Source organism: Rudaea sp. 3F27F6 (assembly GCF_005503555.1).
Taxonomy (GTDB): domain Bacteria; phylum Pseudomonadota; class Gammaproteobacteria; order Xanthomonadales; family Rhodanobacteraceae; genus Rudaea.
Map to the genome: position 1 here is coordinate 1,191,919 of NZ_SCNG01000001.1, position 20,591 is coordinate 1,212,509.

General features: G+C 66.7%; 17 protein-coding genes. 13 read left to right on the plus strand and 4 right to left on the minus strand.

What is annotated here, in order from left to right:
- The first annotated feature begins 18 nt into the window (after positions 1 to 18).
- From FFS30_RS05150 to FFS30_RS05175, 6 genes are all read left to right on the plus strand, one after another.
- On the plus strand, positions 19 to 540 hold the full coding sequence (locus FFS30_RS05150) for an FMN-binding protein (protein WP_137912006.1): 522 nt from the start codon (positions 19 to 21) through the stop codon (positions 538 to 540).
- Entirely contained in the window at positions 537 to 1,409 is an 873-nt protein-coding gene (locus FFS30_RS05155; RefSeq protein ID WP_137912007.1) for an FAD:protein FMN transferase, read from the plus strand. The genes FFS30_RS05150 and FFS30_RS05155 overlap by 4 nt, the downstream gene beginning before the upstream one ends.
- Positions 1,406 to 1,912, plus strand: coding sequence for a DUF4405 domain-containing protein (locus tag FFS30_RS05160; protein ID WP_137912008.1), 507 nt, complete (start codon positions 1,406 to 1,408; stop codon positions 1,910 to 1,912). Before FFS30_RS05155 ends, FFS30_RS05160 begins: the two co-directional genes overlap by 4 nt.
- A gap of 181 nt (positions 1,913 to 2,093) precedes the next feature.
- Positions 2,094 to 3,767 (plus strand): serine hydrolase domain-containing protein, encoded by a 1,674-nt coding sequence (locus FFS30_RS05165; RefSeq protein WP_171014424.1) that lies wholly within the window; start codon positions 2,094 to 2,096, stop codon positions 3,765 to 3,767.
- Between the two features lie 203 nt (positions 3,768 to 3,970).
- On the plus strand, positions 3,971 to 4,921 hold the full coding sequence (gene sigJ, locus FFS30_RS05170) for an RNA polymerase sigma factor SigJ (RefSeq protein WP_212742402.1): 951 nt from the start codon (positions 3,971 to 3,973) through the stop codon (positions 4,919 to 4,921).
- Between the two features lie 133 nt (positions 4,922 to 5,054).
- Positions 5,055 to 5,549, plus strand: a complete 495-nt coding sequence (locus tag FFS30_RS05175; RefSeq protein WP_137912010.1) for a carboxymuconolactone decarboxylase family protein — start codon at positions 5,055 to 5,057, stop codon at positions 5,547 to 5,549.
- 68 nt (positions 5,550 to 5,617) lie between these two features.
- Here FFS30_RS05175 and FFS30_RS05180 read toward each other — a convergent pair whose 3' ends face one another.
- From FFS30_RS05180 to FFS30_RS05190, 3 genes are read right to left on the minus strand one after another with little or no spacing between them, the layout of a single operon-like run.
- On the minus strand, positions 5,618 to 6,988 hold the full coding sequence (locus FFS30_RS05180; RefSeq protein ID WP_137912011.1) for a HAMP domain-containing sensor histidine kinase: 1,371 nt from the start codon (positions 6,986 to 6,988) through the stop codon (positions 5,618 to 5,620).
- A complete protein-coding gene (locus FFS30_RS05185) occupies positions 6,988 to 7,650 on the minus strand; it encodes a response regulator transcription factor (RefSeq protein WP_137912012.1) in 663 nt (220 codons plus the stop codon). The genes FFS30_RS05180 and FFS30_RS05185 overlap by 1 nt, the downstream gene beginning before the upstream one ends.
- Positions 7,651 to 7,983, minus strand: a complete 333-nt coding sequence (locus FFS30_RS05190) for a PepSY domain-containing protein (RefSeq protein ID WP_137912013.1) — start codon at positions 7,981 to 7,983, stop codon at positions 7,651 to 7,653.
- A gap of 126 nt (positions 7,984 to 8,109) precedes the next feature.
- Here FFS30_RS05190 and FFS30_RS05195 point away from each other — a divergent pair, with 126 nt between their 5' ends.
- The 3 genes from FFS30_RS05195 (at position 8,110) to FFS30_RS05205 (ending at position 12,765) form a co-directional block, all read left to right on the plus strand.
- Positions 8,110 to 8,439 (plus strand): PepSY domain-containing protein, encoded by a 330-nt coding sequence (locus tag FFS30_RS05195; RefSeq protein ID WP_137912014.1) that lies wholly within the window; start codon positions 8,110 to 8,112, stop codon positions 8,437 to 8,439.
- An 88-nt stretch (positions 8,440 to 8,527) separates the two neighbouring features.
- Complete coding sequence (locus tag FFS30_RS05200) at positions 8,528 to 9,682, plus strand: efflux RND transporter periplasmic adaptor subunit (protein ID WP_137912015.1); 1,155 nt, start codon at positions 8,528 to 8,530, stop codon at positions 9,680 to 9,682.
- Complete coding sequence (locus FFS30_RS05205; RefSeq protein WP_137912016.1) at positions 9,679 to 12,765, plus strand: efflux RND transporter permease subunit; 3,087 nt, start codon at positions 9,679 to 9,681, stop codon at positions 12,763 to 12,765. Before FFS30_RS05200 ends, FFS30_RS05205 begins: the two co-directional genes overlap by 4 nt.
- An 818-nt stretch (positions 12,766 to 13,583) precedes the next feature.
- Here FFS30_RS05205 and FFS30_RS05210 read toward each other — a convergent pair.
- On the minus strand, positions 13,584 to 14,987 hold the full coding sequence (locus FFS30_RS05210) for a putative porin (RefSeq protein ID WP_171014425.1): 1,404 nt from the start codon (positions 14,985 to 14,987) through the stop codon (positions 13,584 to 13,586).
- Between the two features lie 330 nt (positions 14,988 to 15,317).
- On the opposite strand from FFS30_RS05210, the gene FFS30_RS05215 reads away from it, so the two are divergent.
- The 4 genes from FFS30_RS05215 to FFS30_RS05230 all read left to right on the plus strand — a co-directional run bounded on the left by FFS30_RS05215 (position 15,318) and on the right by FFS30_RS05230 (position 20,575).
- Positions 15,318 to 17,618: a TonB-dependent receptor gene (locus FFS30_RS05215; protein ID WP_137912018.1), complete on the plus strand. Its 2,301-nt coding sequence runs from the start codon at positions 15,318 to 15,320 to the stop codon at positions 17,616 to 17,618.
- Positions 17,615 to 18,811, plus strand: coding sequence for a substrate-binding domain-containing protein (locus FFS30_RS05220; protein ID WP_137912019.1), 1,197 nt, complete (start codon positions 17,615 to 17,617; stop codon positions 18,809 to 18,811). Before FFS30_RS05215 ends, FFS30_RS05220 begins: the two co-directional genes overlap by 4 nt.
- A gap of 35 nt (positions 18,812 to 18,846) precedes the next feature.
- Positions 18,847 to 19,398: a hypothetical protein gene (locus tag FFS30_RS05225; protein WP_212742403.1), complete on the plus strand. Its 552-nt coding sequence runs from the start codon at positions 18,847 to 18,849 to the stop codon at positions 19,396 to 19,398.
- A gap of 82 nt (positions 19,399 to 19,480) precedes the next feature.
- Entirely contained in the window at positions 19,481 to 20,575 is a 1,095-nt protein-coding gene (locus FFS30_RS05230; RefSeq protein WP_137912020.1) for a substrate-binding domain-containing protein, read from the plus strand.
- Positions 20,576 to 20,591: the final 16 nt, after the last annotated feature.

Genomic DNA, 20,591 nt, shown 5'->3' on the forward strand with positions numbered 1-20,591 from the left:
GGAAGCAGTGAGGTGCTTATGCACGTGCGTTGGTTGATTCCATTCGGTGCCGCGGCAGTGAGCCAGGCGGCGTTCGCCACGCAGTACATGAGCGTGCAGCAGGCGCAACAGGAAGCATTCGCCGGTGCGAGCGAATTTCGCCCGACGGCGGCGCCCGACGCAGCGGCACTCGCGGCGGTCGGTGCGCCTGGCGGCTGGTCGCCGCAGATCTTCACGGCGCAGGCGGGCGACAAGAAACTCGGCTGGCTGATCGTCGATCAGGTGATCGGCAAGAGCGAGGCGATCACCTATTCGCTCGCGCTCGACACGGCCGGCACCGTGATCGCACTCGAAGTGCTCGAATACCGCGAGTCGCACGGCGGCGAAGTGCGCATGCCGGCCTGGCGCAAGCAGTTCGTCGGCAAGACCGCTGCCGACGCGGCCGCGCTCAACCGCGACATCAAAATCATCTCGGGCGCGACCCTGTCCTGCCGCCATCTCACCGAAGGCGTGCAGCGATTGCTCAAGCTCTATCAGGCTGCGTTGAAGACGCCGGCATGAGCGTGCGCCTGCAACGCGCGCGACCGTGGCTCGGCACCCTGGTCGAGATGCGCGTCGATGCAGCCGATACGGCCTGCGCGCGCGCTGCGATCGAGGCGGCCTTCGCCGAAGTCGAAGCGGCGCACCGCCGTATGAGTTTCCACGAACCCGACAGCGATCTGTCGCGACTGCACGCCGCACTGCCCGGAACGGCGGTCGACATCGATCCGCGCACTCTCGACGTCCTGCGCTGCGCGCTCGAACTGGCCGAACGCAGCGACGGGCATTTCGATCCGAGCATCGCCGGCGAACTTGTTGCGCAGGGATTTCTGCCCGCGCCGCGCTCGCCGTTCGTTCCCGATCGCGGCGCGAACTGGCGCGACGTCGAACTGATCGAAGCCGGCCGGGTACGTTTGCATCGGCCGCTCTGGCTCGATCTCGGCGGTATCGCCAAGGGCTATGCGGTCGATCGCGCAATCGAGCAGTTGCTTGCGCACGGCGCCGACATCGCGCTCGTCAATGCCGGCGGCGATCTGCGTGCGGCCGGCGCATTCGAGGAAATCGTGCACCTGCGCGGTGCGGACAATTCGGCCGTCAGCGGCGCCGTCGCGATCCGCGACGCAGCGCTGGCGACGAGTATCGGCGCAGCGACGCGACGGCGCAGCGGCAACGCCTGGATCGGCACGCATTTCGACGCGCGCGACAGGCGAGCCGTCGGCCTCTCCGCCGCGGCCAGCGTGATCGCGCCGACCTGCATGCTCGCCGATGCGCTGACCAAGGTCGTGTTCGCGGCGCCGGCCGCGCTGACCCGGCGCGTGCTCGATCACTATCGAGCGCAAGCCGTCGTCGACGAAGCGGGCACCGCCCGGCATTACTCGAACGCGGCATGAGCGGCCCCGCATCGCGCCCGCATTCCGCGCATCGCCATGCACACGGCACACACGGCCTGCGCCTGTCGCCGCGTCATCGGCGCCTCGCCTACGCCACGTTCGCGGCGATCTGGCTCACCGGTATACTTTGGCTGATTTTCCACTATTTCCTGCAGCGCCACGGAGAATTCGGCGCCGAGCCGCATCCGCTCGAAGCCTGGTGGCTGCGCCTGCACGGCGCCGCGGCGTTCCTTGCGCTCTGGCTCGGCGGCGTGATCTGGATCGTGCATGTGCGCCACGGCCTGGCGCGGCCGAAGCGGCGCCGCAGCGGTCTCGTGCTGATCGCCATGTTCGCCGTGCTCGCCGCGACCGGCTATCTGCTCTACTACGCGAGCGACGACGGCGTGCGCGACGCCGTGCGGCTTCTGCACTGGCTGGTCGGACTCGGCCTCGCCGCGCCGTTCCTGATCCACAGCCTGCACGCGCGCCGTGCACGCCGGACAAACGAAGCGAACACGCGTTGAGCGTTTCCGACACTCGCCAAGTTAGCTGGCACGCTTAAACCTGACAGTGCGGACTCGCATCTTTATCGCTGTCGTCATCGAGGCGGAAATACTTATGCGATTTGCTGTACTCATTTGTTCGACGCACCGCCGGTCTTTATTGTTTTTCGGTTTTTGGGCCGCTTGCTTGACTGCGCCTGCCGTGGCTCGGCCTGCGGATTCCGCGCCTTCCACCGACTGTTCCTCGCAACGGCCGTTCTGCGCAGCCATTGCGCGCTACGCGAAGCAGCTGCGCCTGCCCGGCTACGCGCTGGCCGTCGCGCGCGATGGGCGCATCGTCTACACACAAACGGAAGGTTTCGCCGACAGCGAACGCCGCACGCCGATTCGCACCGACTCGATCTTTCCGATTGCCTCGATCACGAAAACGTTCACCGCGGCGCTGATGATGCGCTACGCCGAAGCGGGACGCATCGGCCTCGACGATTACCTGACCGGCTATCCGCAGTTCGCCAATGCCGCGGCTTGGCTTTACAACAGCCCGGACATCCGCATCCGCCATGTGATTTCGCAGACGTCGGAGGGAGCGAAACCGGGCGCAGTCTTCAGCTACAACGGCAACCGTTTCAACGCCGTCTACGGCGTCTTCGCCAAGCTGAGCGGAGACACGGATTACGCACGCGCATTCGCAGGCGAAGTCCATGCGCAGATCCTCGCCCCGCTCGGCATGCACGACACATTGACTGCGTTTCCCGGCGCGGCGGCTGATGCACACGCCGCACGCATCGTCACTCCGTACCGCTACGACACGCAACAACACGCATTCGTCGCAGATAACGACCTGAAGACCGGCCACCGCCTCGCCTATCCGAACAGCGGAATGCTCTCCACGCTCGCCGATCTCGTGCGCTATATCGCCGCGCTCGACCGCGGCGAACTGATGCGCGCGGCGAGTGTGGAGGAAATGACCACACCTTTCCGGCTCAACCGCGGCGCGTCATCGCCCTACGGGCTAGGTTGGTTCAGCGAGGAGTGGAACGGAACTAAGATTTATTGGGTTTATGGCCTCGGCCCCTCCTACTGTTCGTTCCTGCTCCACGTTCCGAGTGAAAAACTCAGTTTCGTCTTCTTCGCCAACAACGACGCGCCGACCGCTGCTTTGCGTCTCAACTACGGCAACGCATTGCAGTTTCCGCCGGCGGCGGCGTTTCTGCGCCAGTTCGCCGCGCTCGGCCGGACGATTCCCGCCATCGATCCGATGGCGGATGCGCGCACGCTCGAATCCACAATCGCCCGTCTTCCGGCCGCCGCGCGGCAGGCGGCTTTCGCCCAGCTCACCGGTGTTGCGCTGACCCAGCGTTATACAGAAAAAACCTATGAGGAACGCCCCGGTGGCGCACTCGCGCTCGCCGCGATGCTGCGCCGGATCGACCCGGGATACTTCCGTGCGCTGCGGCCGGAACTGATCGCGCTTGCGCTCGAACTCGCCGATCCGAGCCTGACCGATGCAATGGACGATCTCGGCAGTGCGTACGCCGCGGCCGGCGCCATCGATCCACGCATCAGCCAGTATCTCGCCAACTTCTATGCCCAGGTCGGCGCCGAAACCCGCGCGATCGACTATCGCGCTGCGCTCATCGCAGCGCCAGGCTACGAGACCAACGAAGCGACCATCGCCAGCGCTTTCGCGCTCGGTGATCAGTATTTCCACCGTGGCGACATTGCCGCGGGAAGAAACGCCTACTGGATCGGCATACGCGACGCCACGGCCGCAGGCTGGAGCGCGGAATTCGCCAATACCAAGCGACAGCGGATGAACGAGCTGAGCGGCGCGAAGGGCGTGCGCGCGGATTCTCCGCCCGGACAGCCGCGATAGAGCCGGCGCCGGCAGCGTGTAGTGCGGCGGCTGGCACTTCAGTCGGACCAAACCGTCGAGCGGAGTTGGCAGAACATCCAGTCAATCCGAGTCGGACACCGTGATACCGGAGAACTCGGCCATCGCCGGCATCGGCGTCAGCGCATGTCACACACCGCCGCGCTGTTCCGTCTACGCGAAGTGTGTGGTGCACTTCCCAGCCCGTGAAAAATCCGATCGATATGACGACTCTTGCCGAACGCGCGCTGCGCTACGACCGCGAACACGGGCGCAACCTGCGCGCGCTCGCCTATCGCATGCTCGGCTCGCGCAGCGAGGCCGAGGATATCGTGCAGGAGGTCTGGCTGCGCTGGGCCGAGGTGGACGAGAGCAGCGTGCAGCATGCGGGCGCCTACCTTTCGCGCCTGGCGACCAATCTGTGCCTGGACAAACTCGGCTCGGCCGCCGAAAGGCGCGAACACTATGTCGGCATCTGGCTGCCCGAACCGCTGGTCGACGAAGAGGCGGCCTGGTCGTCGGGCCCGGAGGCACACACCGAATTCGCCCAGGACGTGTCGGTCGCCTTCATGCTCGCGCTCGAACGCCTGTCGCCGCTGGAGCGCGCAGCGTTCCTGCTGCATGACGTATTCGATCTCGACTTCGACGAAATCGGCCGGCGCCTCGACCGCAGCGCGGCGGCCTGCCGCCAGCTCGCGAGCCGCGCGCGCAATCACGTGAAGGCCGACTACGCGCGTCGCGAAGTCGAAGAAGAAGAACGCGAGCGCTTGTTCAACGCGTTCAGCGACGCGGTGCGCGAGTTCGACGTGGACGCTCTCGCCAAGATACTCGCGGAAGACGCGGTGATGTTGTCCGACGGCGGCGGCAAGGTCAGCGCGTTGATGCGCCCGCTGCATGGCAGCGCGATGATCGCCAAGACCTTTATCGGCTTCGCCGTGCTGCCGACCAGCGCCGGCTGGCGCTTGCAGCCGGCGCGCATCAACGGCCTGCCCGGCTGCCTGATCTTCGACGACGCGACCGGGCAGTTGATACAGACCGTCGCGCTGGCTCTGTCGGCCAGCGAACCGGGCCGCATCGGTGCGCTCTACATCCAGCGCAATCCCGACAAACTGCGCGGCATTCCGGCCGCGCTCGCGCACACCAACGCGGCCGGCTGAAGCCGGCGCGTCAACACGATCGATGTTTTTCCGCGGCGATGTCACATCGCGCCGTGCCGGATCGTCTTGAGGTTGTGATCGGCAACGACACGCCGATCCGACACCCGAAAACCTCACAGGAAACAGAACGATCATGAGCACCACGCACACCCAGCCGCGTCTGAACTACGCCGCGCAATCGCCCGAACTGGTCAAGAAACTGTTCGATCTCGGCGCGGCCATCGCCGACAGCGGCATCGAACCGCAGCTCGCTTTGCTCGTCGATATCCGCGCCTCGCAGATGAACGGCTGCGCTTTTTGCCTCGACATGCACGCGAAGGAAGCCAAGCTGCACGGCGAACGCGAGCTGCGCCTGCACCACATAGCGATCTGGCGCGAGTCGCCGCTGCTCAGTGCCAAGGAGCGCGCCGCGCTGGCGTGGACCGAAGCGCTGACGCAGATCGCGCCAGGCGGCATCTCCGACCCGCTCTATGCCGAGATGCGCGAGCAGTTCGCCGAGAAGGAACTCTCGACGCTCACCTTCCACGTGATGTCGATCAATGCCTGGAACCGCGCCAACGTGGCGTTCCGCACCGTGCCCGGTTCGCTCGACAAAATGTTCGGTCTCGACAAGGCCGGGTTGGCTTGAGCGACAGGCAGGCGAGCCGCTCGATACGGTCGGCCGCCTTGCAGCGCGATTGAATTGCGCCCGCGCGATCAGCGCTGGATCGTGGCGACCTCGGGCCAGGTCAGCGCAACGCGCAATCCGCCGAGTTCCCGTGAGCGCCCGAGTTCGATCTCGCCGGCCGTCGCCTCGACCAGGTCGCGCACGATCGACAAGCCGAGGCCATGGTGTGCGGTGCCCGATTCGTCGAGGCGACCGCCGCGCATCAACGCGGTTTCGGCACTGACGTCGAGGCCCTGGCCGTCGTCTTCTACGCTCAGCGCGAGGCCGCCTTCGCGCGCGCCCGCGATGCGCACGCGGCGGCGCGCGAAGCGCACGGCGTTTTCGACGAGCGCGCCGAGAATCTCGGTGAGATCGTCCTCGGCGAGCGGCGCGCGCAGGTTTTCGTCGATGTCGACTTCGAAGACGATGCGCGCACCCGCGTCGGTGCGCTCGACCACGCCGATCACGCGCTCGGCGATGCGCTGCGGCGACGACTCCGGCGTATTCGTCGCGTCGCGGATCGCTGCCGCGCGCGAACGCGCGAGTTCGGTTTCGACCGCGGCCGAGGCTGCGGCAATCGCACGATCGAGGCCATCGGCCGCTTCGATCGCGCCCGCTGAGCGCGCGCGCCGGCTCTGCGCGCTGAGCGCGGCGAGCGGCGTCTTCAGCGAATGGGCAAGATCGGATGCACGGCGGCGCGCGCGCGTGAGGTCGCGTTCGCGCGCCTGGGCGAGATCGTTGATCGCCTCGGTCAGCGGCGCGATCTCGTGCGGATGCGTCGCTGAAAGGCGCGCGGCCGGATCGCGGCGCAGCGCGGCGAGTTCTTCGCGGATGCGCTGGAGCGGACGCAGGCCGAGCTGTACCTGCACCCAGGCGGCACCGCACAGCGCGGCCCAGAGCAGGGCGAGAAACAGGGCGAGTTCGCGGCCAAATTCGCGGCGCACGTGGCTCAACTGCGCTTCGTCGATCGCGACCTGCACGAGCACGTTGTCGCCGCTGCGGTCGGGACGCACACTGCGTTCGAGCAGGAACACACGCCGGCCGAACGGCCCCGGCGCAAAGCGCGTGGCCCACTCGGCGGACTCGGTCGCGCGCGCCGCGTCGAGATCGACCGCCGGCAGCGATTCGTCCCAGAGCGAATGCGAACGCAGCGCCCCCTGCTTGGTCGTGAGCTGCCAGTAGTAGCCGCTGTCGGGCTTCTCGAAGCGCGCGTCGTGCGGCGGATCGTCGACCGCCGGCACGCCGCCGTCGAGGCGCAGCCTGGCGACGAGTTCGACTGCGTCGTAGGTCAGCTCCTTCGCCGCGCGCCGCTCGATGTGATGCGCGAACAGCACGGTCATGATGACCCAGGCGAGCAGCATCGCCACGAACACGGCGGCGGCCGCGCCGATCAGCAGGCGCAGGCGCAGCGAGCGCGCCATCAGGCCGGACCCGCGAGCACGTAGCCGAAGCCGCGCCGCGTCTGCACGACGTCGGCGCCGAGCTTGCGCCGCAAGCGCGTCACCAGTGCTTCGATCGCATTCGTGTCGCCCGACTCGGCCGCGCCGTAGAGATGCTCGGCGAGTTCACCCGCGGACACGGCGCGGTCGCCCTGGTGAGCGAGGTAATCGAAGAAGCGGTATTCGAGCGGCGACAGCGCCACCGGCTTGCCGTCGAGCGTGGCCGACATGCGCCGCGTATCGAGCGTGAGCCGGCCGCAGACGAGCACCGCCGAGGCGCGCCCGGCCGCGCGGCGCACGAGCGCGCGCACGCGCACGATCAGCTCGCCCATCTCGAACGGCTTGGCCAGATAGTCGTCGGCGCCGGTTTCGATGCCCTGCACTTTCTCGGTCCAGTCGCCACGCGCGGACAGAATCAGCACGGGGAAATCGCGGCCGCCCGTGCGCCAGCGGCGCAGCACGGACAAGCCGTCGAGACGCGGCAGGCCGAGGTCGAGCACGGCGATCTCATAGTCCTCGACGTCGCCCTTGAACCAGGCGTCCTCGCCGTTCGTGCACAGATCGACGACGAACCCGGCCGCGCGCAACGCGTCGGCGACGTCGGCGCCGACGTCGGGATCGTCCTCGACCAGCAGCGCGCGCAATTACTCGTCCTCGACCTTGATCACGTCGCCGCTGCGCGCATTGAGCACGACCTCGCGCACGCGTCCGCTCGCGGTCAGCACTTTGATCTCGTAGACCGGGCCGCCCTTGAATTCGACCTCGACCACGTCGCCGGGCACCTTGGCCTGGGCGATCGCGAGGATCTTGGTCAGCGGCAGGATTTCGCCGCGCTGCATCGCCGCGAAGGCTTCCTGCTGCGCCTGTTTCTTGCGCGCTTTCTCGGCGTCCTTGTCCCTGCCGTCGCCGGCATGGGCGAGAGTCGCACCGAGCGCGAGCGCCGGAATCAGCGCAATGAGTTTTCTGCGTGTCGTCATGGAAGCGCACCCTGCCAGCGCGCCGCTGACATTTGCCTGACGCGATCCGCCGGATTCGCGTCAGCGTCGCTGATCTAGTTTGGCCCGGCCGCCATCCGGCGACCTCATTCGATACGGAGTTTAGCCATGCCCACCACGAACGCCAAATCCTTGCTCGCCGCCGCGCTGCCCACGCTGACCCTCGCTCTCGCCGCCGTCGTCCACACGCCGGCACAAGCGGCGCCCGCCGCCGCTGCGGCCGCGCCCGTACTGAGCCTCGACGAGATCGAACGCCGCGCCACCGCGCAGGGAGTGCAGGTCAAGGAAATCAAGCTGCGCGACCGCCTCGTCGAAGTCGAAGGCCGCGACGCCGACGCGCAGAAAGTCGAGCTGCTGATCGACCGCCGCTCCGGCGAAGTGCTCTCGCGCGAGACCAAGCCGTCCAAGGGCGAGAAGTCGAACCACAAGCGCGATTGATCGACATCCTCATCCGTCATCCTCTGCGCCGCGCCGGCAATCGCCCGGCGCGGCACCGTCCGAATTAGCAACCGCAAGGCCATTGGCAATGAAGAAATCCGTCCGCATCGCGCTCGGCGCCGCGGTGTTCGCCCTCGTCCTCGCCGGCACCCTCGGCCGGCAGATGTTCGCGCCGGACGGCGCGACAAAGTCGGCCGCGCGCAAGTCCGCGCCGCTGGTCGGCGTGACCACTTCGCAGACGCTCGACCTGCCCGTGCGCTTCGCCGCACAGGGCCATATCGTGCCGCTCAACCAGGTCGACGTGCGCCCGCAGGTGACCGGGGTGATCCGCAGCGTGCACTTCCGCGAAGGCGACGAAGTGCAGGCCGGCCAGCTCCTGTTCGAGCTCGACGCAAGCGACGTCGTCGCCCAACTGCGCCGCGCCGAAGCGCAGGCCGCGCAGATCCGCGCCCAGCTCGACGACGCGACGCGCGATCTCAACCGCACCCTGCAACTGGTCAAGTCCGGTTTCATGTCGGCCGCGGTGGTCGACACGGCGCGCAGCAAGGCCGATTCGCTGCAGGCCCAGCTCAAGGCCGCGCACGCCGACGTCGAAAGTTCGCGCGTGCGCGTCGGCTACACGCGCATCGTCGCGCCGATCGCCGGCAAGGCCGGCGCGCTCGCCGTGCATCCGGGCAGCCTCGCCCAGGTCGGCGACGCAGCGCCGCTGGTCAACCTCGTGCAGTTCGATCCGATCGCGGTCGAGTTCACCCTGCCCGAGCGCGACCTCGCCGCGGTGCGCGCCGCGCAGGACGCGACGGCAACCAAGGTCGGCCTCGATCTCGGCGACGGCGGCATGCACACGGGCGAACTGAGCTTTATCGACAACCGCGTCAACGCCGCGACCGGCACGATCGGCCTCAAGGCCAGTTTCGCCAACGCCGACCGCCGCCTCTGGCCCGGCGCCTATGTGCGCGTCGCCCTCGACGCCGGCACGAGCAAGGGCGCGGTCGTGCTGCCGCCGCAGGCCGTGCTCGAAGGGCCCGACGGCCATTTCGTCTTCCAGATCGGTGCCGACGACCACGTCACCGCGCGGCCGGTCACCCTGCTGCGCATCCAGGACCGCCACGCGGTCGTCGGCGGCCTCGGCAGCGGCGAAATCGTCGTCGTCGAAGGTGCGCGCAATCTGCGCAGCGGCATGACGGTCACGGTCGACCACACCGCCACAAACGAAGCGAATCTCGCCCACGGAGCCGCACGATGAATCTCGCCGGCCTCTCGCTGCAGCGTCCGGTCGCGACGATGATGCTGTGGCTCGCGGTGATCGTCGCCGGCGTCGTCTGCTGGACGCGCCTGCCGATCTCGGCGCTGCCGCAGGTGGAATCGCCGACCATCGAAGTCACCGCCAAGCTGCCGGGCGCGAGCCCGGAGAACATGTCGACCTCGGTCGCGACGCCGCTGGAAAAAGAGTTCTCCTCGATTCCCGGTCTGGTCGGCTCTACCTCGCAGAACATCCAGGGCGAAACCAAGATTCAGCTCGAATTCGATCTCGGTCGCGACATCGACGCCGCCGCGGTCGACGTGCAGGCCGCGCTGTTCCGCATGGGCCGCTCGCTGCCCGCAGAAATGCCGACGCCGCCGACCTACGCCAAGGTCAATCCGGGCGACGCGCCGATCCTGCAGATCGGCCTCAGCTCGCCGACCATGCCGCTCAGCGAGCTCAATGCCTACGTCGACGATCTCGTCGTGCCGACCTTGTCGACGATCAACGGCGTCGCCCAGGTCATCGTCAAGGGCGGCAAGCGCTACGCGGTGCGTGCGGCGATCGATCCCGAACGCCTCGCCGCACTCGACCTGTCGCTGATCGACGTCAACAACGCGCTGAAGACGGCGAACTCGATCACTCCGCTCGGTCAGCTCGACAATCCCCGTCAGACTCTCGCGCTGCAGATGCCGCGCGGGCTCATGAAGGCGGCCGATTTCGCCGACGTCGCCGTCGCCGTGCGCGAAGGCCGCACCATCCGCCTGTCCGACCTCGGCCGCGTCTACGACAGTATCGAGAACACGCAGAACACGAGCGAGGTCAACGGCAGCAATTCGGTGCTGCTGCAGATCAAGCGCCAGCCCGGCGCGAACACGGTGGCGACGATCGACGCGGTGCGCGCGATCCTGCCGCGCCTGCGCGGGCAGTTGCCCGATTCGGTCGAGATCCAGACGCTCGGCGACCGCTCGCAGTCGATCCGCGATGCGATCCACGACGTCAACATGACCTTGCTGCTGACGATCGCGCTGGTGATCCTCGTCATCCTGCTGTTCCTGCGCCGGCTCAGCGCCGCACTGATTCCGTCGATCAGTCTGCCGCTGTCGCTGTTCGCGACTTTCGGCCTCATGTACTGGGCCGATCTGAGCCTCGACAATATTTCGCTGATGGGCCTGACCATCGCGGTCGGCCTCGTCGTCGACGACGCGATCGTCGTGCTCGAAAACATCATGCGCTACATCGAGCAGGGGCTGGCGCCGCGCGAAGCCGCGCTGCGCGGCGCACGCGAAGTCGGCTTCACCGTGCTGTCCATCTCGATCTCGCTGGTTGCGGTGTTCATCCCGATCTTCCTCATGCGCGACTTGAGCGGCGCGCTGTTCCACGAATTCGCCATCGTCGTCTCGCTCGCCATACTCGTCTCCGCGGCGGTCTCGCTGACCCTGATCCCGGTGCTCGTGCCGATGCTGATCAAAGAAGCGCCCGCGCACGACGAGGCGCGTGGCTGGAACCGCGCGTTCGAGGCCGGCTTCGCGCGCGTGCTCGATGCGTATCGGCGCACGCTCGAACTCGCACTCGCCCACCGCAATGTCGTCCTCTTCGTCGGCGCGACGACCGTCGCGCTGACCGCCGCGCTCTACGTCGCCGCGCCGAAGGGCCTGTTCCCGCAGGAAGACACCGGCCAGATCGCGGTCAAGATCAAGACCGCCGAAGACATGTCCTACGAGGGCCGTCTCGTCGTGCTGCGCAAGGTGCAGACCGGCCTGCTCGCCGATCCGGCGATCGCCGCGGTCGCCTCCAAGGTCGACCACGACACCACTGCGCTGACCATCGACCTCAAGCCGCGCGACGCGCGCCCGGCCATGCCGCAGGTGCTCGAACGCCTGCGCGCGAACGCCGCGCGCCTGCCCGGCATCACGGTGAACTTCAGCCCGGTGCAGAACCTCAAGGTTGGCGCGAGCACGTCCGACAGTGCGTTCGAATACACCCTGCAGTCGGTCGGAGCGGACGAACTCGATCCGTGGTCGCGCAAGCTGCTCGCCGAACTGTCCAAGTCCGGCGTGTTCGCCGAGATCGACCGCGACTACGAAACCAACGGTCTCGAAGCACAGGTCGAGATCGACCGCGACAAGGCCGCCCAGCTAGGCATCGACATGGCCAGCCTGCGCACGACCCTGCACGCCGCATTCGGCACGCGCCAGGTGTCGACGATCTACGCGCAGCAGGCGAGCTATCAGGTGATCATGGAACTCGCCGACGAAAGCCGCCGCGACGAGACCGATCTGAGCCGCGTGTTCCTGCGCGGCGGCAACGGCGCGCTGATTCCGCTCGATGCGATCGCCAAGGTCAAGCGCGGCAACGGCACGACGATGGTCGCGCACAAGGCGCAGCTGCCCGCGATCACGTTCTCGTTCGAGCTTGCGCGCGGCAAATCCCTGTCCGACGCAGCCGACGCGATTGCGAGCGCGCGCGAGGCGATCGCCATGCCGCAGACCCTCTTCGGCAGCTTCGGCGGCCAGGCCGGCCTGTTCGAGAAATCGCGCACGAGCCAGCTCTGGCTTATCGCGATCGCGGTCGCCGCGATCTATCTCGTCCTCGGCGTGCTCTACGAAAGCTGGATCCACCCGCTGACCATCCTGCTCGGCCTGCCCTCGGCCGCGGTCGGCGCCCTGCTCGCCCTGCGCCTGCTCGGCATGGAGCTGACCTTCATCGCGATGATCGGCATGCTGCTGCTGATCGGCGTAGTCAAAAAGAACGCGATCATGATGATCGACTTCGCCCTCGACGCCCAACGCAGCCAGGGTCTGCCGCCCGAACAGGCGATCCGCCAGGCCTGCCTGCTGCGCTTCCGCCCGATCACGATGACGACTCTCTGCGCCCTCGCCGGCGCGCTGCCGATCGCTCTCGGCCTCGGCGCGGGCGCCGAACTGCGTCAGCCGCTCGGTGTCGTTATTGTCGGCGGTATGTTGTTTTCGCAGTTCATCACGTTGTATATCACGCCGGTGTTGTATCTGTGGTTTGATTCGATTGGGGCGCGGCGGCATCGCCGCGCGGATGCATCAGCGATGGTGGCGCCTGTCGCGCATTAACGGCGGCGAGGATTGCTTCTTTTCTTGTCATCCCCGCGTGCTCTTGGCGGGGATCCAGTGACTTTGCTTTGATTCTTTTGTGTTTGTAAGAGCAAAGCTTCCACTCGTCCTGCGGACGAGCGGGTCACTTTCTTGTCTACAGCGACAAGAAAGTAACCAAAGAAACGCCGCCCCGGAAGCCGCGCCCTTCGCGCTGCGCGCTACGGGTACGCGAGGTCATGCCGGGGTTCGCTCGATGGACATCCCTGTCCATTCGCGAACTCGCGCGCATCCTGCGCGCGACCCTATGGGCTTATCCGTCATGCCCTCGCCGCGGCTGACGGGGACCCGAGATCAATAGCAAAAAAAAGAGCCTCCATGAAGGCCGCTTTTGCTTGGGCGCGCAGGATGCGCGCTGCTCTGGCTTCTCCGGGTCCCCATTACATTGCGGCGGCAGCGGACGAAAAGGCCCCGCAGGGGTGCGCGCGAGGACCGCGCGCATTCCGCTATTGCACATGGACGTGCAATTAGCGGAACCCGGCCGCTGACGCGGACCCTTCGGGCAGGATGCCCGAAGGGCGCAATGTTCTGGGGCGGCGTTTCTTTGGTTACTTTCTTGTCGCTGTAGACAAGAAAGTGACCCGCTCGCCCGTAGGGCGAGTGGAAGCTCTGCTCTTAAACCAACAGAGCAAAGAGCAACGTCACTGGATTCCCGCTAGAAGCACGCGGGAATGACAAGCAAGAGAAGAGCTGGATTCCCGCTTTCGCGGGAATGACGAGCAAGAGTAAAAAGCCGAACCTCCACCACGCGGGGATGACGCGCAAGAAAAACACCAACGTCAAAACGTCACCAACAGTGCCAACCGAACCCGATCAAGCCAATCGCCCGCATCAAACGCCGGCGTATCGATCCCGTTGTACGGTTTGTAGCGCGCCCAGGTCGCATTGATGAACGTGCCGGGGGCGAGTACGTAGTCGGCGCTCAGCATGTGCTGGCGGTAGTTGGTTGCGAGGCTGGTGTTGTCGTGCGAGAACGCGGCGAAGACTGAGTCGGTCTGCGCGACCGAATAACCGTAGCCGACGCGCCAGTCGCCTTTCTTGCTCGCGCGGCCGAGCAGCAGGTCGACGCCGTAGCCGGTGTCAGCCGAGGTCGCGGCGCCGAAGTTGTGCACGAAGTCGCCGACGATGCGCAGCGGCCAGCGCTCGCCGAAGCCGCTGTAGGTTGCGCCGACGATCAGGTCGCCGAGATGGAAGTCGGACAGGTAGGTGCCGTCGGGCTTGCGCAAGTTGGTGCGGAAGTCCGTCGCGGTCGCGCCCGCGATGCTGCCAAGCGTGTAGTGGTAATAGGCCGCGGCCGCGTCGTACTTCCAGTTGCCGAGCGCGGGCGATTCGTAAGCGAGCTGGCCGCCGAGCATCGTGCTGTCCTTGCCGGCCGCCCATTCGTCGACGACGAAGAACAAACCGTTTGCTTTGATCGCGCCTCCGCCGGCGAGCAGCAGCTTGTAGTTCGCGCTGACGCCTTGCGGCATCACGTCGCCGTCCCAGACCAGTTCGGTGCGCACGAACGGCTGCGGCACGCGGCCGGCGTAGACCTGGGCGCCGCCGAAATCGAGGCGCGTGTAGGCGAGGTCGAGATTGACGCGGAACTTGTTGTCGAAGTTGGACACCGGCACGTCGGTGCTCTTGGGATTGTCGTAATCGCCGGTGACTAGGCGCGCGCCGACGGTGACGAAGTCGGACACGGCATACGTCGCGCCGAAGCGGCCGCGCACCTGCGCGCTGTTGCGCTCGTCGCTCTTGCCGGCGTTGTAGTCGGCTTGTGCGCGTACGCGCAGATCGCCGGCGACGTTGAGCCGCGACGCGAGTTCCGCCAGCGGCGCCGGCGTATTGGCCGGCGCGGGTGCGGCAGCCGCGGACAGCGCGATCGGATTGGTTTCCGTCGCCGGGTCGGGGCCGACGCCGCGCGCGGGCGGACTGGCGACGCCGAGCGAGGCTTCGAGCGCGCGGATGCTCGCCTCGGTGCGCGCCTGCATCTCGGCGATGTGCGCCTGTTCGGCGCGCAGCGCTTCGATCTGCTTGAGCACCTCGGCGACGTCGACCGCCGGCGCGGACTGCGCGCCGACGACGCCGCTTGCGGCGAGCGCAAGCGCGGAGGCGATGAAACGCAATAGCGACGGCGCGCCGTTGCGCCGCCGCTGCGGCAATGGCGGCACGGCGCCGCCGTCTTGTTTTTTTGTATACATATTTATTTTTCCCTTTGTGTATTCAACCCCGGATAACGAAGCGGACCGAGCGGCGAACGAAACCCCGGCCGTGGCCCGCAAGCGACGATGCCGCCGTCGCGCTGACATAAAGCTGACACGGTGCGCGTGCGTCGGACGCGACTCATTCGCGGGGCCGACACCGGCGGCGCGCATCCTTAACGCTTTTTCAGAAACGCTTAAGGCTTGCGTCAGTTTGGGCGCCTACATTGCCCGGCGAACGGACGCGAACGCTCCACGGGGAAGGAATTGCACGCCTACGAATAGAACGACGAGACTCCGCAGCAGACAGGGGCTCGCCCGGGAGGAAACATGTTCGTCAGATCGAGTTTGGCGTCGGCCATCGCGGCCGGCCTTTCGTTGGTTTTAGCGCAAGCCGTACCGGCCTACGGCACGGAGGTGGATGCCACGTCGCCCGCCGCGGCCGCCGCGCCGGCCAATGCGGCCAAGGACGGCGGCAAAGACGAGAAGAAAGAACAGCAGGAACTCGAAGCCGTGCAGGTGACCGGGCGTTTCATCGCCAGCGGCGCGCGCAGCGCGATGAAGCAGGACCTCGACGTGCGCGACACGCCCTATTCCGTCGCCGACTATTCGAGTTCGTTCATGAAGGCGATCGAGACGGCGAATCTGACCGATCTCTACAGCTATATGACCGGCGTGTCGCGCGGCGGCGTCACCGGCTACGACATCTCGATCCGCGGCTTCAAGACGACCCAGTCCGACGAGAACGCGATCCTCATCGATGGTCTGCCGGGTCTGGCCGGCCGCTTCGGCTCGCCGCCGACGGTGATGGCCGAGCGCATCGAAGTGGTCAAGGGGCCTGCCTCGGTGCTCTACGGCGAGGCGCAGCCGGGCGGCTTCGTCAACATCGTCACGAAGAAGCCGCAGGACAAAGCGGCGGGCGTCATCGACGTGCTCGCGACGAGCTACGCGGGCTCCGGCCTCTCGCTCGGCGACACCGCGAGCTTCACCGGCGATCTCGACCTCACCGGGCCGATCGACAACGAGCGCCGCCTGCTCTACCGCGTCGTCGCCGAAAGCAGCGACCGCGACACCTTTCGCGGCGGCTGGGAGCGCAGCTTCTATTTCGCGCCGAGCGTGACCTGGCGCGTCAGCGACGCGACCTCGCTGCGCCTGTCCGCCGAATACCGCAAGCGCACCAACGCCTACGACAACCTGCTCGTCGCGCCGAACAAGGACGCGCGGCTGATCGCGCCGATCACCACGCGCTACCAGGAGCCCGGCGACGTGCAGCAGGAGACCGGCCGCTCGGTCACCGCGGCGCTCGAACACGAGTTCGACAACGAGGGCGTGTGGAATCTCGCCGCACGCAGCGTGCGCGGCTCGGACACCGCGGTCGGTTACGACAACGTCGCCGTGCTCGCCGATCTCGTCACCCTGCAGCGGCGGGCGCGCAGTCAGCAAAATCATCGTCAGTACGACTACGTCGATACGAACTACAGCATGCCGTTCAAGACCGGCTTCATCGAACACAAGTTGCTCGTCGGCGGCGGCGGCGGCACCAATCGCACCGACTTCAACCGCATCCAGTTCTACAACGGCGCGACCACGGGCGCACTCGCCAAGCCGGGGCCGAAGTCGCTCAACATCAACATCTACAACCCGATCTTCGGCATCTCGCCGCCGCTGTCCTCGTTCCCGGCCGGCACGGTCAACGACCGCATCACCACGGAGACCAACGTCGGCGCCTATCTTTCCGACGTGATGACCCTGTCGGAACATTGGAAAGCGAGCTTCGGCCTGCGCTACACGCGCGACGAGCAGAACGGCAAGGAAGTGAAGACGCCGCCGCTGACGAGCAGCAGCAAGGCCGACTCCGACCTGCTGCCGACCGCCGGCATCCTCTACCAGCCGAATGCTCATTGGACTTTCTACTACAGCTACGCGACCTCGTTCATCGCCGCGGCGCCGACCGCGCAGGACATCTACGGCAACAATCCGTTCAAGCCGACCACAGCCAAGCAGAACGAGGCCGGGATCAAAGCCGACCTGTTCGACGGCCGCATCAACACCACGTTCGCCGTGTTCGACATCCAGAAGTCGAACACCCTCGCGGTCGCGACCTGCAATGTCGGCGTGCCGGGCACCTGCTCGCAGCAGGTCGGCGGCGAGGAATCGAAGGGCTTCGAGTGGGAAGTCGACGCGCATCTGAGCGAAAACTGGCAGGTGCTGTTCGGCTATGCACATGCTGATGCGACGGTGACCAAGTCGAACGGCGCGAAGACCTCGCCGCTGGTCGGCTCGCGCCTGACCAATGCGCCGCTCGACAGCGCACACATCTGGTCGCGCTACGACTTCAGCGAAGGCACGCTGCGCAACTTCGGCATCGGCGCCGGCGTCACCTACGTCAGCGAGATCGCCGGCAGCCAGCCGAGTCTCGGCGATTCGCGCGTGCTCGTGCTGCCGGGCCACGTCGTCGCCGATCTGGTCCTGTATTACCAACTGCTCGACAAATACACGGTCACCCTCAAGGTCGGCAACGTGTTCGGCAAGACTTACTTCGAGGGAGTCAATTCGACCACCAACGAAGTCGGCGTCGTGCCGGGCGCGCCGCGCACTATCCAGTTGGCCGTGCGGGTGCCTTTCCTATGAACGCCGCGAACATCCGATCGCTCGGCCGTTTCGCGCGCATCGCGCTCGTCCTCGCCTGCGCCGCCGGCATCGGCTCGGCCTGCGCGGCGGCGCCGCCGCAAACCGCAACCGCCGCCGCGACGCCGGCGCAGTTCAGCGAATGGGTCGACGCGCCGCGCGCGGCGGCGAAGCCGCAGACCGAAGCGGAGGCCGAGGCCGGCAAGCAGAACGGCCGCGCGCTGCCCGAAGCCGAACTGCTGCAGCCGCGGCTCGATCCGGCGCTGCCGGCCTACGTTCCGACCAAGGGCCTAAAACTGTCGGGCACGTTCAAGGGCGCCGCGTCCGACGTGCTGCCGGGCCTTGCGAATGCCTGGTTCGCCGTGTTCGCGAAGTTCCATCCGAACGTGCACCTGAGCGTCGCGCCGCCGTACGCGGGCAGCCTCGGTGCGAAGGAACTGGTCAAGCAGAACATCGACTTCGTCTTCGTCTCGCGCGAACTCAAGCCCGACGACATCGCCGAGTTCAAGACCAAGTTCGGTTACGCGCCGCTGAGCGTGCCGATCAGCGGCGGCAGCTACCGCCACTTCGGTTTTCTCGACACGGTCGGCTTCTTCGTCAGCCGCGACAATCCGCTCGACAAGATCAGCTACGCCCAGCTCGACGCGATTTTTTCGAGCACGCATCACCGCGGCGGTACGCCGATCACCACCTGGGGCCAGCTCGGCCTCGGCGGCGAATGGGCGGACAAGCCGATCCACGCCTACGCGATCAAACCGTGGAACGGTTTCGAGGAATTCGTGCGCCAGCGCGTGCTCAGCCGCGACGGCAAACGCGGCGAATGGCGCGAGGACCTGCACTACGACAAGCTCGTGTTCCCGATGGCCAAGCATGCGGCCGAAGACCGCTACGCAATCGGCTACACCGGCATCGCCTATGTCGACGCGCCGGTGAAGATGCTCGCGCTCGGCGAAGACGCCGCCGGGCCGTTCCTCGCGCCGAGTTACGAGAACGTCGCGCGCGCGAGCTATCCGTTGTCGCGGCTGATCTATTTCAACGTCAACAAGGCGCCGGGCAAGCCGCTCGATCCGGCGCTCGCCGAATTCCTGCGCTTCGTGCTGAGCCGCGAAGGCCAGCAGATCGTGCGCGACCAGGCCGTGTACCTGCCGCTGCGCGCCGGCCAGACCGAGCGGGCGCGCGCCCTGCTCGAACCCTAATGTTTTCGCTTTACCCAACGCCCAGAGGAAACGCCATGAATACGCTGTCGAAACTTTTCTCCGCAAGCCTGTTCGCTGCGGCTGCCCTGCTCGCCGCGCCGGCATCGTCGTTCGCGCAGGCGCCGGCTGCCGCCGCCGAAAAGAAAAAGAACTGGACGCCGCCCGCGCACAAGATCTACGCGCAGACGCTGAGCGAGCAAGTCATGGCCGCGCATCCGGAGCTGCTCAGCCTGACCTTCCACGGCGTGCCGCCCGGCCAGAAAGAGGTCTACACCATGTTCGCCGGCTCGTTCCCCGACCGCCTCGGCAATGCCGACGATCCGGACGATGTCGACGTCATCGTCAAGGGCATCACCATCGTCGATCCGCGCTGGCACCGCGCCAACGACCCGGTGAAGAAGTTCGTCATGATGATGCCGCTGCGCGACGCGTCGAACGAGAACGTCGGCCTGCTCGTCGCTGCGTACAAGCTCGACGCGAACCCGGGCAAGGGCGAGAAGGAATTCTTCCTCGCCGGCACCGAGCTGCGCGACAGTCTGCGCAAGCAGATTCCGAGCTACGCCAAGCTGTTCGAAGCGGCGAAATAAGCACGCCCCGAACGCCGCGGCGGCCATCGCGCCGCCGCGGCCGGCCCGAACCTCTCGCCGTCCAACTCATCTCCGAGGCCTTATGAAACAGCCAACCCCATCACGCCGCAGCAAGGCGCTCGCCCTCGCCGGCGCAGTCTGCGCCGCCGCGCTCTTCGCCGCCGTCGCGCCGCCCGCGTTCGCGCTCAAGTTCGCCGCGGTCGAGCATCACCTCAAGGTCGATCCGGCCACGCCGGTATGGAAGCCCGCCGCGGTGCAGACCGAACCCGAGGAAGAACTCGGGCTCGTCGGCGCCGACGTCATGGACGAAATCTGCCTCGGCTGGGCGAAGATTTTCCGCGAGGCCTATCCACACCTTTCCGTCACCCTCGACCTGCGCGCGTCGGGCGCCGGCGCGCCTGGCCTGATCGCCGGCGCGAAGGCGCCGAACTCGGTGATTGCGCCGATCGGCCGCGAGATGCTGCCGGCCGAAGAGAAGGCCTTCGTCGACAAGTTCGGCTACGAGCCGTTCCGCGTGCGCGTCGCAACCGGCAGCGTCGGTTCGCTCGGCAAGACCGCGACCTCGATCGTCATGGTCGACAAAGACAATCCGATCAAGGGTCTCTCGCTCGCCCAGCTCGACGCGATCTACTCGACCACGCGCAAGCGCGGCCACGCCGACGTGAAGACCTGGGGCGATCTCGGCCTCGGCGGCGACTGGGCCGCGCGGCCGGTGCATAAGTACGGCCTCAAGGCGCCGAACGGCATCGAGTGGTTCTTCAAGATCAACGTGATGGAGATGGGCGATTACAAGGACGACATCGAGTTCGTCAAAGGCAAGGGCTTCACTCACGCCTTCAACGTCGCCGCGCAGGACATGGCCAAGCATCCGGGCGGCATCACCTACGCCCTGCTCGCCAACGTCGAGCCGAACGTCAAGGTCGTGCCGCTCTCAGTCAACGACGGCGGCCCCTACCTCGCGCCGACGCTCGAAAACGTCTACGCACACAAATATCCGCTAAGCCGCTACGTCTACATCTACGTGAACCGCAAGCCCGGCACGCCGCTGGAACCGAAGGTCAAGGAATTCCTCAAGATGGTGCTGAGCCGGCAAGGTCAGGACGTGGTCGCGAAGGAAGGCGTCTACATCCCGCTGATGCCCGAGGTCGTGAAAGAAGAACTCGCCAAGCTCGAATGATTGACCGGCGGCGACG

Excerpts from the sequence above, each read along its gene's own strand:
- FFS30_RS05150 (WP_137912006.1), top strand. The coding sequence starts at position 19 with ATGCACGTGCGTTGGTTGATTCCATTCGGTGCCGCGGCAGTGAGCCAG.
- FFS30_RS05155 (WP_137912007.1), top strand. The coding sequence starts at position 537 with ATGAGCGTGCGCCTGCAACGCGCGCGACCGTGGCTCGGCACCCTGGTC.
- FFS30_RS05160 (WP_137912008.1), top strand. The coding sequence starts at position 1,406 with ATGAGCGGCCCCGCATCGCGCCCGCATTCCGCGCATCGCCATGCACAC.
- FFS30_RS05175 (WP_137912010.1), top strand. The coding sequence starts at position 5,055 with ATGAGCACCACGCACACCCAGCCGCGTCTGAACTACGCCGCGCAATCG.
- FFS30_RS05180 (WP_137912011.1), bottom strand. The coding sequence starts at position 6,988 with ATGGCGCGCTCGCTGCGCCTGCGCCTGCTGATCGGCGCGGCCGCCGCC.
- FFS30_RS05190 (WP_137912013.1), bottom strand. The coding sequence starts at position 7,983 with ATGACGACACGCAGAAAACTCATTGCGCTGATTCCGGCGCTCGCGCTC.
- FFS30_RS05195 (WP_137912014.1), top strand. The coding sequence starts at position 8,110 with ATGCCCACCACGAACGCCAAATCCTTGCTCGCCGCCGCGCTGCCCACG.
- FFS30_RS05200 (WP_137912015.1), top strand. The coding sequence starts at position 8,528 with ATGAAGAAATCCGTCCGCATCGCGCTCGGCGCCGCGGTGTTCGCCCTC.
- FFS30_RS05205 (WP_137912016.1), top strand. The coding sequence starts at position 9,679 with ATGAATCTCGCCGGCCTCTCGCTGCAGCGTCCGGTCGCGACGATGATG.
- FFS30_RS05210 (WP_171014425.1), bottom strand. The coding sequence starts at position 14,987 with ATGTATACAAAAAAACAAGACGGCGGCGCCGTGCCGCCATTGCCGCAG.
- FFS30_RS05215 (WP_137912018.1), top strand. The coding sequence starts at position 15,318 with ATGTTCGTCAGATCGAGTTTGGCGTCGGCCATCGCGGCCGGCCTTTCG.
- FFS30_RS05220 (WP_137912019.1), top strand. The coding sequence starts at position 17,615 with ATGAACGCCGCGAACATCCGATCGCTCGGCCGTTTCGCGCGCATCGCG.
- FFS30_RS05225 (WP_212742403.1), top strand. The coding sequence starts at position 18,847 with ATGAATACGCTGTCGAAACTTTTCTCCGCAAGCCTGTTCGCTGCGGCT.
- FFS30_RS05230 (WP_137912020.1), top strand. The coding sequence starts at position 19,481 with ATGAAACAGCCAACCCCATCACGCCGCAGCAAGGCGCTCGCCCTCGCC.